At 54.1% G+C, this 17,610-nt stretch carries 13 protein-coding genes, 1 other RNA gene and 1 pseudogene; all 15 read right to left on the bottom strand.

The window, feature by feature from the left end:
- Positions 1-87: 87 nt before the first annotated feature.
- Positions 88-342: a DUF6124 family protein gene (locus AC19YS_RS16410; RefSeq protein ID WP_262208591.1), complete on the bottom strand. Its 255-nt coding sequence runs from the start codon at positions 340-342 to the stop codon at positions 88-90.
- A 465-nt stretch (positions 343-807) separates the two neighbouring features.
- Positions 808-1,401 (bottom strand): RraA family protein, encoded by a 594-nt coding sequence (locus AC19YS_RS16405; protein WP_500602242.1) that lies wholly within the window; start codon positions 1,399-1,401, stop codon positions 808-810.
- Positions 1,402-1,489: 88 nt separating this feature from the next.
- Positions 1,490-2,545, bottom strand: a complete 1,056-nt coding sequence (locus AC19YS_RS16400) for an NAD(P)-dependent oxidoreductase (protein WP_500602241.1) — start codon at positions 2,543-2,545, stop codon at positions 1,490-1,492.
- Between the two features lie 64 nt (positions 2,546-2,609).
- Positions 2,610-2,819 carry a hypothetical protein gene (locus AC19YS_RS16395; protein ID WP_200623899.1) on the bottom strand — a complete coding sequence of 70 codons (210 nt, stop codon included), beginning with the start codon at positions 2,817-2,819 and terminating at the stop codon, positions 2,610-2,612.
- A 702-nt stretch (positions 2,820-3,521) separates the two neighbouring features.
- Positions 3,522-4,140, bottom strand: a pseudogene (locus AC19YS_RS16390) (integrase arm-type DNA-binding domain-containing protein); the annotation flags it as partial.
- 361 nt (positions 4,141-4,501) lie between these two features.
- Complete coding sequence (locus tag AC19YS_RS16385; RefSeq protein WP_500602240.1) at positions 4,502-7,738, bottom strand: type I restriction endonuclease subunit R; 3,237 nt, start codon at positions 7,736-7,738, stop codon at positions 4,502-4,504.
- Complete coding sequence (locus AC19YS_RS16380) at positions 7,735-8,964, bottom strand: restriction endonuclease subunit S (RefSeq protein ID WP_500602239.1); 1,230 nt, start codon at positions 8,962-8,964, stop codon at positions 7,735-7,737. The genes AC19YS_RS16385 and AC19YS_RS16380 overlap by 4 nt, the downstream gene beginning before the upstream one ends.
- Positions 8,961-11,114: a class I SAM-dependent DNA methyltransferase gene (locus AC19YS_RS16375; RefSeq protein ID WP_500602238.1), complete on the bottom strand. Its 2,154-nt coding sequence runs from the start codon at positions 11,112-11,114 to the stop codon at positions 8,961-8,963. Before AC19YS_RS16375 ends, AC19YS_RS16380 begins: the two co-directional genes overlap by 4 nt.
- 346 nt (positions 11,115-11,460) lie before the next feature.
- On the bottom strand, positions 11,461-11,733 hold the full coding sequence (locus tag AC19YS_RS16370; protein WP_500602237.1) for a hypothetical protein: 273 nt from the start codon (positions 11,731-11,733) through the stop codon (positions 11,461-11,463).
- A complete protein-coding gene (locus AC19YS_RS16365; protein ID WP_500602236.1) occupies positions 11,730-12,710 on the bottom strand; it encodes an integrase domain-containing protein in 981 nt (326 codons plus the stop codon). The genes AC19YS_RS16370 and AC19YS_RS16365 overlap by 4 nt, the downstream gene beginning before the upstream one ends.
- Complete coding sequence (locus tag AC19YS_RS16360) at positions 12,688-13,047, bottom strand: hypothetical protein (protein WP_192309888.1); 360 nt, start codon at positions 13,045-13,047, stop codon at positions 12,688-12,690. Before AC19YS_RS16360 ends, AC19YS_RS16365 begins: the two co-directional genes overlap by 23 nt.
- Positions 13,031-14,398, bottom strand: coding sequence for a YfjI family protein (locus AC19YS_RS16355; protein ID WP_500602235.1), 1,368 nt, complete (start codon positions 14,396-14,398; stop codon positions 13,031-13,033). The genes AC19YS_RS16360 and AC19YS_RS16355 overlap by 17 nt, the downstream gene beginning before the upstream one ends.
- Before the next feature lie 906 nt (positions 14,399-15,304).
- The gene (locus tag AC19YS_RS16350; protein WP_500602234.1) at positions 15,305-16,561 is read right to left on the bottom strand and encodes an integrase domain-containing protein; all 1,257 of its coding nucleotides are present in this window, start codon (positions 16,559-16,561) and stop codon (positions 15,305-15,307) included.
- A gap of 186 nt (positions 16,562-16,747) precedes the next feature.
- Positions 16,748-17,144, bottom strand: a transfer-messenger RNA (tmRNA) gene (gene ssrA, locus AC19YS_RS16345).
- A gap of 103 nt (positions 17,145-17,247) precedes the next feature.
- Positions 17,248-17,529, bottom strand: a complete 282-nt coding sequence (locus AC19YS_RS16340) for a PA2433 domain-containing protein (RefSeq protein WP_106579272.1) — start codon at positions 17,527-17,529, stop codon at positions 17,248-17,250.
- Positions 17,530-17,610 lie beyond the last annotated feature (81 nt).

Raw genomic sequence — 17,610 nt, 5'->3', positions numbered from 1 at the left:
GTCTGATAAAGGCCGTCAGGGTAATGGGAAGTGTGAGGGGTTTCCAGAGGGCGAGGCGTTGTGAGGCGGCTCGCCCTTTTACGTCGCTTAGGGCTGAGGCGTGTGGCAGGGGAAGGGGTGGGTGCTCAACACACGGTCGATGAGTAGCTCGCCCAAAACGGTCAATTGCTGAGCGGCCAGCAGCGTGTGGCGATGCGAGCCTTCAAGCTTGAAGGCCAGGTCTGTGGTCATGGCGTTCAATGAGGCGAGGGTTTCGCTGGCTTGGATCAGCAGGGTTTCGGGATCGACGCCTTCAGTAATTGTGAAGAGCGTTGTTGGAGGATTGGGGGTGATTTTTTTCATGATGAAGCTCCCACACTGTTTAAGGAGCTGCCACCCCCTGCTGTCAAACAGGATTAGGTGGCAGCTGTACGCGGGTTGACAGACCGGAAGTGTAGGAACCCGGCGCACCCGAAGATGCCCCACGCACAGCCGCCATGAGCGAAACGGAACACGCAAAGCATGCCGCTAGATCAATGGGTGTGAAAGGTTACACTTTTCGGCCTGTCAAAGCCGGTCGCTGATGAGCAACGACAGGGGGAAGTTAGCGTTGTGGGTGGTGTTGTGCCAGTTCACCGACAGCGCGACATATCGAAGGAAAAATCCGAAGGCCCGCCGGCTGGGCTTTCCACCCTCCAGAAACAACAAAACCCGCACTGGGCGGGTTCTGTTGATGCGTCGAATGGGTAAATACCCACTGCAATACCGTGCGAAATGGCATTCCACTTGAGCACCCACAGACACACTCGCCATCAGTCAACGCTATCGTCAGCTACGTGGGGTTTGGAGTGCGTGGTAACCATAGTCGGCCCGAGCCTGGCGCAACGGCACGCCTGCCTCGATAGCCGCGCGGATATGCTCTTCGGCCTGGTGGACTTCTTCGGCCACCGTCAGCACTTCGCTCAGCGAACCGGCCGGAATCACCACCAGGCCATCGCCATCGCCGCGCAACCAATCATCCGGTTGTACCCGCACGCCGCCCAGCGTCACGGGCGCCTGGATCGCCTCAACACGCACCCGATCCTTGCCGGTGCGCATCCAGTTACCCCGGGAAAAGATCGGGTAATTAAGCTCCAGCGCACGGTCGACATCGCGGCAGATACCGTCAATCACCGTCCCGGCCAACTGCTTACGGGCGGCGGTCGAGGTCAGCAAGTCGCCCCACACGGTGGTGTCGAGCCGCGCCTGGTTGTCGATCACCACCACCTGGCCAGCCTCAAGGTCGTCGATGTAGTCCCCCACCGAGCCGCCGTCCAGGCCAATAGGGCCGTAGCGTAGGGTCCAGGCTTTGCCGGTGAGATTGAACGTGCGATCCAGGGGCATGATGTCGGTGCACTGGCAAACGATTTTCAGGCGGTCCATCAGCATCGCTGAGGTCGGTGCAACTCAGGGCGTTGAGACGAGTAAAAATAGAGGTTTGCATGGTGTGGCCTTCCTTGTGTCCGATAGGTTAAAGCACGCTGGCGGCGTTACTGAATGCATGGATCTTGTCGACGATCTGGCGCGATGCCGCCCTGATTGCCGTGGTGGTATTGCCGGCGATATGTGGCGTCAATTGCGCGCAGGGAATGCCGGTCAGTGGCGACTCGAACCGGTCCTTTTCCAGGGCAAAGGTATCGATGGCGACCGCCTTGATATGCTTGGGAAACTGGCGCATGAAGGCTGCCAGCTGGTGTTCGTCGACGATCCCGCCGCGTGCGGTATTGATCAGGATTGAACCTGGGCGCATCTGCCGGAACTCGGCAGTGCCGAACAAGTCTCGGGTCAGCGTGGTGAGCGGAACGTGGATCGAAACGATGTGCGCCTCGGCCAGTAACTGCGCAAGGTTTGCTCGTCGCTCAAGCTCAAGGCTGCGTGCCACCTGTTCGGTGAAGCGCTCCGACCCGGTGGCGATCACCTTGATGCCCAGCGCCGCCGCCTTGCGTGCCACCTGCCGGGCAATGCTGCCGGTGCCCACCAGCCCAAGCGTGAGTTCGGCGTATTCGGGGGTAGGTGCCAAGGTGCCTTTTGCCCAATGGCCGTTGTGGGTTTGGGCGTTGTAGTAATCCAGGTCGCGGGACAGAAACAGCATCTGGGCCACGACGTACTCGGCAACAGCGGCCGCGTTGGAACCTGGCGTGTTGAGTATCGCCACGCCGCGCTGCTCGCACTCAAGCCGATCAATATGATTAACCCCGGTGCCGGCCTGGGCAATAGCGCGCAGTGGCGTGGCCAACGCGGGCGAGCTGGCGGCGCGGATCAGGCTGGCGCCCAGGGGGATGTTCAAGCGCGTCTTGAACACGCTGTAACCCCCGGCCCGACTCACGGCGGCAATAAAGGCAGGCTCGTCGTGGCAGTTGATCTCGGCATATTGAATGCGCGTGGTGTAGTGCTGCCGGATGCGCTCTTTGTCTGCGAAATAGTGCAGGTTGAGGGTGACGGCCATGCCCAGCTCAAGAAAGCGATCAACTTCCTCAAACAGTAACGGTGGGCCGGGGGCATCGAGTATCAGGGTAGTAAATGCCATACAGTTGATCCTCTTGGAGGGTAGCGCCTGCCGATACCCAGGTTGCCCTGGGTATCGGGGCTGATCACCAGGTGAAATGGTGGGCGCTGATGGGATCGACCAGACCTGCATCGGTACTCACGGCCGCGAGGAACCCGCTGTAGAAATCATTCAGCGATGAAGACTGGATGAACTCGGGATTGCTCTTGGCGTAGATAAGAAACAACCGATAGATTCTCAGGTTCTTTTCCTTGCGGTAGACCTCTGCCTTGAGGCTAGGCCACAGGTTGAGCAAGCTGCCTTGTCCAGATACGACAGCGTATCGATTTCGGCGTAGATCCTCAGGCAAGCGCGACTGTGCGGGGTTTGCGAAGCATCATCCGTGTTTGCCTTGAGTGCGTGCTCCAATGCTCGCCATAGAACGTCATGCAGTAACGCAGGGTTGGTATGGCCGATTGATGGGCGAGTTGATGCATTTTCCAGTATGGAGTTGATCACATGATTCATGGGTTCAAGCCTCGATAATTACAAATCCCTTATTTGCATTGCGCCAAACAGGCACAAGCAAAATCATCAATGTCCTAGGCTTAACCCACTGCGTCGCAACGAACGGAACTCACCTGTTCGCCGACAGAAAGCCCCCCTTGTCGGTACCGAAAAACGGCAAAAGTTGAAACAACTCGTTACATCTTTGAGCAATAAAGCATGTCCCCGTTTTCCCGACAAAAGACCTTTTTGGAATAAACGGCATCAAAAAAATGATAGGGAGCTATTCAATATTGTTGGATGAAGTTCTGATTTTGAGCGCCGATATTTTCTTAAGCGTCTGTTTTTTCGAGATGAAAAAAGCTAAAAGAAAAAATAGCCAGAAAAGCGTTGGTGCAACGGCGAGGTATTTTTTAGAGGGATATGAAAAAAGTTTCATGAGGCGAACAGCCGCTCTCCGCTCCCATACACGAGCCTTTATATGATCCAAATGAACTCTCGGAGGTTAAATACGCCCGTTGGCGCTTTGAACCTCGTCTTTAACGACATGCGCCAGCGCGACTTCGATCAGCTCCGGATCCCACCCATGCTCATTCAGGACGGTGCTGGCCATGGAGCGCATGCGGTGGCTGACCAAGCGGTCCTGAAAACCCATGCGTTTCAATGCCATGTTGCCGGTCTGGCTATTGGCGACCATCGGGGCATTCACTTCTGATAAGGTAAGGGCGTTGATTTCATGCTCGGACATACATGCAGCGTGAGTGAGCACCAGATGTCTTCGGCATATGCGGGAGTGACGGAATCCTTCTTCAATTACGCGGTGGCCACGTTCTCGAACGTATATTGCGTGTCCGCTCGTTTAGCTTCCTGTAGCTCATCGCGTTGAGCTTTGGGGCCGATACCCTGCGCAAACAACTCTATGGCCTCAACGGTTTTCTCCTGGCTTGCGCAAGAGAAACCTCGGGGTATGAGCCGAGTGCCATGTTGATTCGATTCTTGGTGACGTGCATCGAGCGATTGACTCCGACACGCAGCTGAAGCCCGTCGCCATCGGTAAGGACGTCTTCCTTGTCTCTCGGTTTGATCGCCTTGAGCTGGCGGTCGGAGAGGCGGGTGGTTTGAGCGCACATGAGAAGTACTCCATCACGCTTTTTGGTCTTCCCAGGATTAGCCCTAGGTAGCCGGGAATACCATTGGGAATACCAAACTGCCTGGAGCTCAAAAAACCTGGAAAGCCTCCAGCAGCCCTGAAACCCCCGTATTCACTGGATTTCAGGCACAAAAAAAGACGTCCGTGGACGTCTTTAGATGATGAATTGGTGGGCCGGGGTAATTTGAACCCGTAAAGCAAGCTATTGATTTATCGAATTAATATCGATTTTTATTTTTGACTGGAATGCCAGTTGGAATACTGCAGCCCACTCCCACGACCTGTTTGCATTCGATCTTGCCAGGAGGCTTCATGACCATTGCTATGGCCTTCTGAAAATGTCAGTACCCATATATAGGCGACGGCACTGTCGGGTAAGCCCTATATACGTGCCGGAAAACATTCTCAGCCAGGACTTTGATTTCACCCTCACTGTAGTCTTTATCCGGAAGCCCGGTGCTGTCGTCCCAGAGGAAGTCATAAATTTTCTGCTTCACAGCGTCGCGCGTGCTTTCCTTCTCGCGCCAGTTCTCGACCCTGAGCCGCTCGGCTTTCAGGGTTTCCAGCAGCTCGGTAGAGACCTTCTTGATTTTTGCTGTATCGCCCTTGGACAGCTGTGGCTTTGAGAGGAGGTCGAACAAGGCGAGAGTTTCTTCATCAAGTCCCTCCTCCATGGCACGACGTTCTTCTGCACTCAGATCATCGACCAGCTTCAGAAGCGCCTCGAAGGTCTTTTGAATAGTGAGCCGATCTTTCTCAAGATTGTATTCATCGACAAGCTTGTCGTAGTGCGCCTGGAAGTCAGTGCGCAGAGGGTTCTTCATCAGCAGGATGTTCAGACGTTTTTCAATGACATCCTTCAATCCCTGCACGGCAGTGTGCTTGGCGGGAGATTTTGCAAACTCCAGACGCAACCGTTCGAAGTCGATCTTGCTAATGTCATAGACCCCAGCCCCCTCACCTATAGCGGTACGGGTGTGGATCGCTTCATCGACGATCCCGTGAAGCTGACGGATGATGTCGCTGATGTCGGCAGCTTCCCGGTCGGCCTGCAAACTCTTGTAGATAATGTTGATTGCATCCCTGGCATCGCGCTGCCCATTCACGCCGGGCACATTGATACAGGCTTTGAATTTTTTGAAAACCTCGCGGGCCATGATCTCGAAGCGCTTGCGGCTCTGGTCATGCTCGTTGACGGCCTCTTTGGCCTCGACGATAGCGGCGTTTCGGGCAAAGCCTGTCTTCTCGTTGATGTCTTCAAGGCGGAAGCCCTGGACACGCAGGAAGTCGCGTGCAAAGCCAATGGCTTCGATGAGCTCTGCGAGCAGGTCTTCCTTAGGCAAAGTAGGGTCGAGTTCGCCCTCATCATCCCCATGTCCCTCATCCCCGCGACCGGCAAAGGTAGACAGGGCCTCGCGCAGGTTTTTGAGGATGCCGCAGTAATCGACAATCAGACCATTGTTCTTGCCTTCTGCAACACGGTTCGCGCGAGCGATGGCCTGCATGAGCGTATGGGCCTGCAAGGGCTTGTCGAGATAAAGCGTGGACAGGGTTGGTACGTCAAAGCCGGTCAGCCACATAGCGCATACGATAGCCACGCGAAACGGGTGTTCAGGCTTTTTGAATGCACTCTCAGGGTCGATACGCTTGCCATCGCCAAGCAGGAAGCCCTCTTTTATCAGGCGACGATGCGGTGTGATGTCCAGATCCCACTTACGGAACTTGTCCACCTCGCCTTGTTCTTCGCTAACTACGACGGCGATCTGCGTTTCCCGCATCCAGTCGATCTGGCGACGACGCCAGATATCATCTTGCTCGTCCAACGCGCTCGGCAGGTCTTTTTCCAGCCGGGCAATGTGCTCTTGCCAATAGGCATCGATCAGCTTGTGCATACGCACACACGTGATTTTGTCGATACAAACGAGCATGGCCTTGCCGGTTTCCCAGCCATTGGCGTAATGCTGGACAAAATCCTGTGCAACCTGTTCGAGGCGACTGGTGCTGGTAATGATGTGGTAGTCGCGTTTCAGCTCACGCTCAAGGCGCTGCTGAACGTCGATATCATCAATTTCCAGCTCTTCAAGTTTGGCAGCGATCTTCTCGTTCAGGCCCTTCGGATCGGCCACACTATGTTCGTCGCCGTCCTCATCAACGAAGCGCAACTGTTCGCCGCGCGCGTCGTAGTAGAGCGGTACGGTGGCGTTGTCTTCCACGGCGCGCTGAAAATCGTAAGTGGAAACGTATTCACCGAAGACCTTTTTGGTGATTTCGTCATCCTTGAACAGTGGCGTACCTGTGAAGCCGATGAAGCTGGCACCGGGCATGGCGTTACGCATGTTTAGCGAGAGCGTGCCGTACTGGGTACGGTGCGCCTCGTCAGTGATGACGATGATGTCATCCCGTTCCGAGTAAGGCTTTTCAGGATCGACCTTTTTGTTGAATTTCTGGATCAGCGAGAATACGAAAGCTTTGTGCTGACCCAGCAACTCCTGCAAATGCTCACCACTGGTGGCACGACAAGGATCGCGGTCGTTATCCACAACGCCGCACCCGCCGAAGGTCTTGTAGATCTGGGTGTCCAGGTCTTCACGGTCGGTCAGAACGACAAAGGTGTAGTTGCCGCCGAGCTTGCGGTGGACCTTCCGGGCAAAGAACACAATTGAATAGGACTTGCCGGAGCCTTGGGTGTGCCAGAAAACCCCGAGCTTGCCAGCACGGGCTTTACGATCCTTCACGGCATCAATGGCGCGATTAACGCCCAGGAACTGGTGATTCCGGGCGACGATCTTGACGAGTTTTCCAGTGCTCTCATCGAAGAGGATGTAGTTCTCGAAGATGTCCATCAAGTTCGCTTTGGAACAAGTGCCTTTCAGCAGCGTCTCCATACCCACAACACCGGGGCTGTCTTCATGCAGGCGCTTCCAATCGTTGAAGTGCTCAAATTTGCTGGAGACCGAGCCGATCTTGGCGTCCACGCCATTACCCAAGACGATGAAGGCATTGTGGTGGAAGAGATGCGGGATGGTGTCCTTGTAGTCAGCAAAGTTCCTCTCGTAAGCCGACTTGATGTCTTTATGGACATTCTTGAGCTCCATGAACACGAGCGGAATACCGTTCACGAAGCAGACAATATCGGCACGTCGGCGATACAAGTCGCCCTTAATCCAAAGCTCCCGCACGACAAGGAAGTGGTTTGCTGAGGGGTTGTCGAAGTCAAAAAGGCGAAGACGCTTTTTGACGCGCTCGCCTTTTTCGTCGCGGAAACTTATCTCAACGCCATTCTTATGAAGATTGTCTTTCTCGCGATTGGTCGCCAAAAGCACAGAGCTGCTGCTGTACTCATTCACAATGCGCAAGGCGTCTTCATAGGCCTCCATCGGGAGGCCAGGATTGAGATCGATGAGCTTCTGACCGAGGTAGCGGTTCAGTACGATTTCAGTTTCACTTGTGCGACCGAGGGTGCCTTCCTTGCCTAAAACTTCCTGCATTGCGTAGATCGACTCATCCCACTGCAAGTCATGCAGCAGGTAGTTGGCAGTCGTCTGCTGCGCCAGGTAATCCTCGGTCATCAAATTCATACGGTGATGTCTCCATTCATCAATCGAGGCAATAAGAGATCCCTAACTTTTACTAAGGCTTTGTTTTGCAAAGAAAGGACCTTTAGCTGGTTAACTATTTCGGCAACCTGCTCATTGAAAGATTGCAGCAAAATCTCTGGGGGAACAATAACATCATATGTCTTAAGGTACGCCCAATCTGCACGAGGCATCTTTGAGCCTTCCTTAACGGTTTTGGAAGCCAAGGCCACGAAAAAATCACTGGACAAGTATAGCAGGCAGAAATAATAGAGCATCTCTTCAGCTGGCCTAATGACAATTGAATCTGAAGAGGTGATGCCGCCGCACATGGTAAATCCAACCTTATGGAAGTAAGGGCGAATCTTCCCAAAAAGAATGTCTCCTGGGAGAAATCTAAGCTTTGTGCTCGTTACTTTTTCCGCAGCCCCCCACTCATTAAGTGTGATAGAGCGTCGCGGCATATGCTCCAAACCTATATATGGTGTATCTGGCTCAACTTTTTCAGGGCTAATGGTTTCCTTGATCTCATTGCAGATATTTTTAAGCGGCAGCTTTTTCCAGCCTTCTGGAAGACCATTTACTACTTTTGCGCCTTCATGCCCCGGATACTGAAGAGATACGAACCACTCTCTAAATAAAAGCCTTAGAGTGTCTTCGAGGATTTGAATTCGGCGACAGTTGTTATTAATCAGGTCGTCATAAGGCTTGATCTGATCAACTATTTTAGTTTGCGCATCAATATCTCTGTAGAAGACCTTTAGCTTTCTTTGAGCGGTGACCCCGATGTATGGCCTTGTAGACTGCTGAGCTAAAGACGCCATTACTTTTTGAAAGCCGCTTTCACGAAAGCAGTACATCAAGTAATAATTATTTAGGATTTCTTGGTTTGTTCTATAATAAGTGACCTGAGGTGTTAGCATCACGTAAGGGGAAACCTCGGGCACGATTGCTGTGTTACCAATCGTTCCTTTGTGCGTAAGCAGAACATCGCCAGTAACCGAAAATCCAATCCTGAGCTTGTCGGCAAGATTTTCTGTTATTTTTGCTGTGCTTTCCGGCGTCAATAGCCCCTTGTTTAAATCGTTCGCCATAACGAATGAAATGCCATCATCTACATAGTCAGAGGCTTTGGGGTGTTTCTCTCCATGGTTGCCATCTTGAATGGCTACAATTGCATTGGCTTGGATTAGCTCCCCAATTTCTACCACCCCTTCTTTCAGAGTCATATACCTAACCCTTCGAGATTGACCGAGATTTGGCTGGCAAGTCTTATTGCGTCTTCATTTAATCCATTTAGCTCAATGTGAAGATCACGTAACGTCTCTTCAAAATCGAAGTCCTCATCAATTTCCTCTGGCGCTACTTCCACGTATTTGCCAGGGGTTAGACTCCAATCAGTTGCCTCGATATCTTCAATTGAGACGAGTTTTACTAAGCCCTTCACATCTCGCATCTTTCCTTCAGGAAAACGTGAGAGCAACCAGTGAGCTTGCTTGTAAAAATAGCGAACGTTTTTCAGTTGATCTACTGCAATTTTCCTTGCGCTGTCTGCCGATTTCTTCAGGCTTATACGGCGAGTTCCATGTATACTTGCATAGTCCCAGAGATCGTTTTCCCTAGCCGCGTGCTTACTTTCGCAAAGTTCGATAAGTCTTGTGATCAGCTTGTATGCGTGATCGATTAGCTTAATCAAGTCGCGGGTCTGCTCTGACAGTCTAGCAAGACAAACATTTCTTTCCGTAAACTCAACGAGGCTAGCTGCAGTGTCATGCTGATTGCTTTCCCACTGACCATTCAGGTCGCGTCTAATAGATTGGAAGTTATTCCAATCTATTACGATTTGCTCGATAGCTGTTAGCAATTCACTATGCAGCGAAAGGTGCAACTGGTCAGGCTCTGCGCTTTTCTCTAACTGTTCTAAAAAAGGACGCATCGCTGCATGCAGCCGCTTGATTAAAGTAATAAATTCGGGAACTGGCTCCGTCTGCAGCTCTTCTGATTTTTCACAAGCAAGCGCCTCAAAAAGCGAAGTATCAATATAACTACGTACCAACTCAATAAAGCGATCCTCTTGACCGCGATACAGCCAAACGATTGAGGTCAAGTTTTTAAGTTGTTCAGGACTGAAGTCAAAGATTTTGCGTGTAACCTTGCGATATACATTTCGCGCATCAATCATCAACACCTTATCATGATGCTCCTTGGGTTTATCCTTGTTCAGAAACCAAAGCTGGCAGGGGACTGTTCGTGTGTAAAAGAAGTTGCTACGGATATCGATCATGGCGTCGACATGACCGGATTTTATAAGTTGTTCGCGTACTTTCGCATCTTCCCGGCCCGCGCTCGATGCTTGCGAGGACATGACAAAGCCAGCACGCCCTTTTTTATTCAGATAGCTATAGAAGTACTGAATCCACAGGTAATTTGCATTCGGAACTTTCTTGGTTTTGTTGATGCCGGGAATACCAAATGGTAGGCGCGGATCATTCTTAATTTTCTCAGCGTCAACCTCGTCCACGTTGAAGGGCGGATTCGCCATGACGTAATCGACGTTTCCCCATAGCTTTTCATGAGGATCGTTGTAATAGGTGATGGCTGGCTCACCGCCGATAACATTACCCTCGAGACCATGAACCGCGAGGTTCATTTTGCAGAGACGAGTCGTTACACGGTTCTTCTCATGGCCGAAGAAGGTGAGTTTGTTCGGATCTTCTTTATGGACTTCCAGGAAATGAGCGCTTTGCACGAACATGCCGCCAGATCCGCACGCCGGGTCAAATACGATGCCGTGATCGGGCTCCAGCACGTTGGTGATGAGCTGCACCAAAGATACAGGGGTGAAGAACTCTCCGCCGTCATGCGCCCCTTGGTCGGCAAACTCGGTCAGGAAGTATTCGTAGATGCGACCGAAAATGTCCCCGGTCGCCTTCTTCAGCTCGTCTGGGTTCAAGGTCCGCAAGAGCTGGCCGAGGACATCGTTCGGGATACTGCGATACTCGTTCTTAGGCAGCTGGCCCGCTAGGTTGGCATAATCCTTCTCAATGGACTCCATCGCCTTGATGATGGCTTCGGCACGATCATCGGCGTCGGTCAGCGCTACAAGGGCATCAAACTCAGCCTTGGGATTGAGGTAGATTGCACCTTTCTGCGAGAAGTCTTCCTTAGTGAGCTCACGGGTCTTACCGCCCCGGCTCGGCAGGCTCGCAACGATCTGGTCCTTAACGGCCAGGAAGCGGCTGTAGGCGTGACGCAGGAAAATCAGGCCCATAACGGGCAGGAAGTATTCGTTGCTGGCCAGTTCAGAGTTGCTACGGAGGGTGTCTGCCGCCTTCCAAAGCCGTCTTTCAATTGCCTCGATGTTCTCTAACTGAGCCAAAACAGCATCCTTTTAATAACACGGGTATGAGGACAGCTCACAGCGCTCCCGGCCTTCGAAGCCGCTTGGAGCACCAATCCTCAAGTAAGCAACGATTCTAGTTTCTTAGGCCATGTTTTGATAGCCAGCACTATGGCCAGCAAACAATTGGTTAGGAGGGGCCTCATATGGGGGCGTGGGTTACGAGGATGGTTTGGAAAGACTCATGGCTCACCGCCTGAGTGTTAGTGAGATATAGCAATCTACCTAAACGCTATCTTGTCCAACCATGAATTGAGCACTACATATCTTCTTCCGTGCTGTAACAGCTCTAGGTCGCTTCCAGGGGATGAGGCCAGCAATCTCATCAACGCAATGACGAGGTGCGTCCCATGCGGCTCCAGATCAATCGTGCAGTAAGCCGATAGTAATACAACGTTGTATTCGCGCGGCCTTCTAGATAGAAAGCCAGAAACCATCGCACATGCTTAAACTGCCAAACCCACGGATTTTCGCGCTGCCACCGCTTTTGAATAGCCACATGCATAATCCGGGCTTGCCGCAGATGGCGTTGCTGCGTAGCAGCCGAGCCAGTCAATACGCCACTCAGGAAAAGCGCCATATCGAATGGCTTGGTCATGCCCGACCTCCAATATATGCTGATACCACGTCGATTCGGTGATGTCCGAGCTCAAAACTGATCTGTTGGCGCGCCTGTCGAGCAAGGTCGTGATCAGCGCGATAACAGTGGCCACCACTAACCGGTGCGGGGTGACCCGTAAGTTGCTTGTACCGTTCGCAAGCGTAAGCCGCTCTTAGTTCATGAAAGCCTTTCAGCCCTTGTTCGTGCAGTATTTTACGCGCAGGGCACACGGTCTGTTGCAAGAACGTTGCGTAGCTTTCGTCTCGAGCCAGCAAGTTACGGCTGCCGGTTGGTGACGCATTTCGAGCGAACTGTAGCGCCGCCTTCACTTCTTCATTGACCACGACCCAGCGTGGTGCCGAAGCTCCGGACCTGCCACCTTTGGTACCGTCCTGAATATTGATGCGGCCCAAGCACTCAGCCTCACGCTGCAAGCGTAGCAAGTCAGCCAGGATCGCTTCGCGTAGGCGCATGCCGGTTGCGCGGGCCAAGCAGACAATCGCGGCTACGCGGTGGTGTTGCTGTTCGCGAAGCGCTTCAATCACTCGATTCAGTTGTTGGTGGTCTTGGCCATTCGGTGCTCGGGTGCGTACGCTTGATCGCTGCATGCTGAGTGCTCTGCTCGGGCTGGCGATCTTCACGTGCTGATCACCGCGTAGCGCGGCGAGGGTACGGTTGACGCTGCTTAGACGGTTCAGCGCGGTGGCGATGCAGATTTCACCTTGTTGGATTTGCAGGCGCAGATGTGCGGCGTAACTGTGCAAGGTACAGCGATCTATCCGGCGAGCATCGTTGTAACCGGGGCCATCTGTTGACCGACACCATTTCACAAACGCCTGCCAGCGATCACTGTGTGCTTTGACCGTAGCGAAGTGTCCGCCGGCAAACATATCCTTCAACGCTTGTGGGCCGGCATAGCTGAGCTGACGGCCATAGCCAAAGTTGCGCCCGTCACGCCGGCCGACCAATGCCATCGGCTTCACCGTTTTCCGTGTCTTGCAGAAAGCGCAGCACCGCTTTCCAGTGGGCGCTGATCTTGTCCGTCTGATGCCAATGTGTGGGACGAATAATCAGGGCGTTTTGCTGATGCCGGAGCATTGCTCCCTCTTCGCGCAGTTGGTGGATCAGTTGGCCGATGTCGACAGGCCCTAAGACGGGTGTGGCGACAACGGCGACAGTGGCGACAACCCTTGTAGTTGCTGCTCTGAAGCTTGGCGACAAGGCGGCGACGGAAGTGGCGACACTCCGCAATGCAGGTCGTGTCTGATGTTGTGCCTGGTAACGGCGCACCGCGTCATTGAGGCGGAACATGGCGCACCTCGAAGGTCTTTCCGTCAGGAGAGTCCAGCCAGCTATGTGAGATCAATTCGACCAGCAGCGTAATTGCGTGATGACTGCTCTTGCGGGCAAAGCGGGGGCCATTGCGGTTGAGGTCGCGGACGGTGAATTGGGTCCAGCCTTTTTGCGTTAGCCAGCGCAATAGTCGATCTGCCTCCTCGCGTAACGTGTTGATGGGCTCTTGCTCCGTCAGGCGCTGGATTTCGGCCAGGTAGTAATCCATCAGCGTCGAGGCGCGCTGGATATGGGGTTCGTCCACTACATGCGCGTCTTCAATCACCGCCAATACCCCGGCGATACGCAGTACGTTGGCGGCTGCTTTCCCCGCGACGGATTGAACGCCGGACAGCTCGCCAAACTCACCAGATTGGCATTCAATGGTGTCGTGAATATCGATCCAGGCAGTGCGCGCTCTGGATGTCAGTTCCAGCCTGTCAGGGTTAAGTGAGCCGTCGTTGTGTAGCGACATCGGCTTATCCAACAGAGCGGTAATGCGCGCTTGATAGCGCTGGATCTTGGCATCTCGCGTCAGGTCGACGGCCTTGTACAAGCGCCGCCCCACCAGGCGTTCGGGCCAACTGATCAGGCAGCGCCCAAGAATGCCTTGGCCGTTGATCATTCGATCTGTGAGTAGCTGATTGGCCAGGTAAGGTTGCAGCATCAGATGCAGACTGAGACGGCGATCATAAGCTCGTAGGCTTTCGCCAGGCATGGAGCGCGCCCGGTCGATGGGGCTGCCATCCCAGAGCGCTGACAGGGTGGTGATGGCTTTGAGTTGGTTCTCTTTGCTCATCGTGCTGCTGCCCAAAAACTGGCCGCCCTCATCGTTGAATAACCCCATGCTGGGCAAGCCCTGGCATAGGTTTTTGATCAGCGCCTCAATGGTGGGCTCGGCAATGATCAACCTAGGCGGCACGGGGTCGGATAACTCACGAGCGTCGTGCTTTCCTCGAATGGCGGCGCGATTGGCTTTCAGTTGCTCCAAGTACAGCATCCACTGCCGTCGCTCCCACTCACGCGCAGCCGCCAGCGCAAGATGATCCACTGCGCTTTTCCGATCACCCGACGATGCCACCGTCAGCATGTACAGGGACAACGGATAAACACGGCCATCGAGATGCACATTGGCGTGCGACTGGGCCACCAGGGCGGCAGTGGCCAACACCGATTGCGCAGCCATGGCGCAGGGCACGCCGATCACCTCGGCCATGCGTTCGACGGCTGGCCCTAAGATCTGTCCCAACGCTTCGACTGGATACGCAAGCGGCTCAGGCCGGTATTCCAGCAGCGGCTGTGGCAGGTCGAACACTTCGCACAATTGCATCGTCATTCTCCTGGTGCGTCGAATTTCCCCCTCACTCTCCCCGCCACGGTTGTTGAGTGTTATCAGGGATCAAGGCCCCTGCAGCCTGTGAGGGTTGTCCACTTACGCGGGACGGGCGGCTCTTTACGACCGGGAGCTTGGGCATCTCATGATCTGGCCTCCTGAGCACCGATAGCGGTGGGCGGGTGGAGGCTGTGTTGGCTGACGAGACCAGCGCCGCGAGATCCTGAGTCTGTTGCAGGCAGTGATGCGATGACCGGGGCGTGCCTGACTGTCAGTCAGGTGCAGTCCATTTCGTGGGCTGCGGCACCATCATCTGCATTGCTGCTACGGGTGACATCGGGGTTTGTCACGCCGATTGTCACAGGGACAAATGCTGCAATGTGTTGCCCGGCAAGGGCTGCGGCAGTGATTTCGGCGCCCGTCTCTTTCCTGGAGAAAGAGACGGGCGTGGGCTGCCGCATTTGCACTGTGGATAAGTTGGCTTCGATCACGTTGGGCGTGACTGCGCGCCTAATTGGAAGCGAGCGGGCATGGGCTGGGACCACCTGTAGGGCGTAGCCTTAAAGATCCCTGGCTACCTGGGCAATGCTGTCGATGACAGCGCTGTACGGCTCTGGTGTAACGCGTGCTCGGAGGGTGGTCAACTGGGGGGGGCGGTGGGCTTTTTAGGCGTTGGACGTGCGTGGAAGAAGGTGGCCTTGAATGGACGATTGGCCGTTCGTCGGTTTTTAAAGTGAGCCCCTGAGGACGGGAAGGCGAAGCCTTCCTGCCCTCAGGGGCTGGGCGTTAAAAAGCTTATGGGCGATGCAGATGGTGGCGACTGTCGCCACGTTGTCGCCATACGAAGGATCGCTAAATACGTGGGATGTCGCCAGTGTCGCCGCTGTCGCCAGCAGGAACTGATTAACGAAACGGGATGACGTTCCCGTTTTTGTTTTCATGAATGGCCGTCACCGACAAATTGCCGGTGGCGGCTTTTTGAATGTATTCGCTCCACCAAGTCATCATCGGGCGTCTTCGCTCGATGTAGTCCGCTCGGTTGTACGCGCTTCGGACTTCGTCTTTGTCGACATGGGCGAGTGCGACTTCAATTAACTCCGGGTCCCATCCATGTTCGTTGAGGATGGTGCTGGCCATTGATCGCAGGCCGTGGCTGACCAACCGATCCTGGAAGCCCATACGCTTTAATGCCATGTTTGCGGTCTGGCTGTTTGCGTGGGTACGCGGATTTCGGTCGGCCGGAAATACGTGTTCCCGGTGGCCGCTGTAGGGCTTGAGTGTCTCTAGCAGCGCGAGCGTCTGGTCGCTTAGGGGGATGGGGTGCACACGGCGTTTTTTCATGCGCTCCTTTGGGATGGTCCAGATGCGTTTCTCGAAATCTATTTCTGCCCAGGTCGTCCCGGCAGCCTCGGCAGGGCGGGTCATAGTGTGCAGTTGCCATTCGATCAGGCAGCGGGTGATGCGTTTGATACTGGCGTTGGCAATCGCCAGCATAAGGTCGGGTAGTTCTTCGGGAGGAAGTGCCGCCATGTTTTGTTTTTGCGGTTTCTTGAAGGCTGACCGAATGCCACTGAGCGGGTTCGCAAAGATCAGCCCGCAGTTGACGCCGTAGGCCATGATTTCGTTGAGGCGTTGGGAAAGTCGCTTGACCGTCTCCAGGCTGCCTTTGGCCTCGATCGGGCGTAGGAGCTTGATGAGCATGGGGGCGGTGATGTCTGCAAGGGGTGCGGCTTTGAGGCAGGGGAAAACATGCAGCGTGAGTGAGCGCCAGATGTCTTCGGCGTAGGCCGTTGTGACGGAGTGTTTTTTCAGTTCGAACCAGGCGGTGGCCACCTTCTCGAATGTGTGTTCGGTCTTCGCCAGCTTGGCTTGCCTGAGCTCATCGCGGTGAGCCTTGGGATCAATGCCTAGCGCCAGTAGTTCACGTGCTTCTTGAGCTTTCTTTCTGGCGTTCGCCAACGAGAGAGCCGGGTAAGGGCCCAGAGCCATATTGAGGCGGTTTTTGGTTACCGGCTCGCGATAGTTGAAATTCCATATCATCGAGCCACTGGCTCTGACCCTGAGTTGAAGGCCGTCGCCGTCAGTGAGAACGAAGTCTTTTCCTGTTGCCTTGACTGCCTTGAGTTGGCGGTCTGAGAGGCGGGTTGCATTAGTAGGCATGAGAGCTACCTCCGACACCGTTTTGGTATCCCAAAAATAGCACCGGTGAGGCCGGGATACCAAATGGGATACCAAAACGCCTGGAACTCTGAATTCTTCTACGGAAGCCAATGCCCCTGAAACCCTTGATTTCAATGGATTTCAGGCACAAAAAAAGACGTCCGTGGACGTCTTTAGATGTAGAAGTGGTGGAGCCGGGGGGATTTGAACCCCCGTCCGCCAGTACTCCGCTGTCGGTACTACATGCGTAGCCGTATCTATTAAGTTAACCCTCAGCGACCCGAAGGGCAGGGTGCTTTGGGCGAGTTGTGTAAGTTTTAGCCGCTTCGTCCACAACGTACTGCACGGCGATTCTGTTCTATATGACAATCACTTTGGGTTTACAGACATCCCCTGGTGATTGCTGGACCCGAAGGTACCAGAAGCTCAGGTCTAAGGCTGCTTACGCAGCGATAGCGAATTCCTGGCCGTAGTTTTCGTCATTGGCAACTATAAGAAGTTGCAACAGTGGATTTACGAGTTCTGTTACCAACTCGGCATGCACCTAAAGTTTCGCGACCGGCGTCGAATCCTAAACGGCCCCGTGCTTGTAACTCGTTGTTTCATAGTGAGTGACAAGCCTGTGCAGTGTACGCCAAACCGTCACAGAAGGCCAACCCGAAGGTTGACCTCTGCGGCTGGCGTGGTTACTGATTGCCGCCTTTGTCGCTGTTCTGCAGGTCTTGCAGGGCTTTGGAGGTGATCTCGATGCACTTCTTGTCATCACCGGCCGCGTGCGCGGCTTTGGCTTGGGAGACAGCGGTATCGATTTCGCCTTTTTTGCCACTGGTATCGGTTGCGAGCAGGGCTTGGCCGTTATTGATTTTGTCCAGGTTGATTTTGCACAGATCAGGCTCACCGGCAGCAAAAACAGGGGAGGCCATCATCGCAGCGGTAATGAACAAGCCAGCAAGAGCGGAACGCTTCATAGGGTATCTCCTTGCGAAAAAGGGCTCGACGCTGCTGGCGTTCAGAGGCGGCCAGCGACATCACTGTTAAGCCTCGTACGC

The organism is Pseudomonas sp. MF08831, assembly GCF_059862645.1.
Note: the sequence above shows the minus strand (reverse complement) of the source record. Positions and strands in the feature narration are given on the sequence as shown.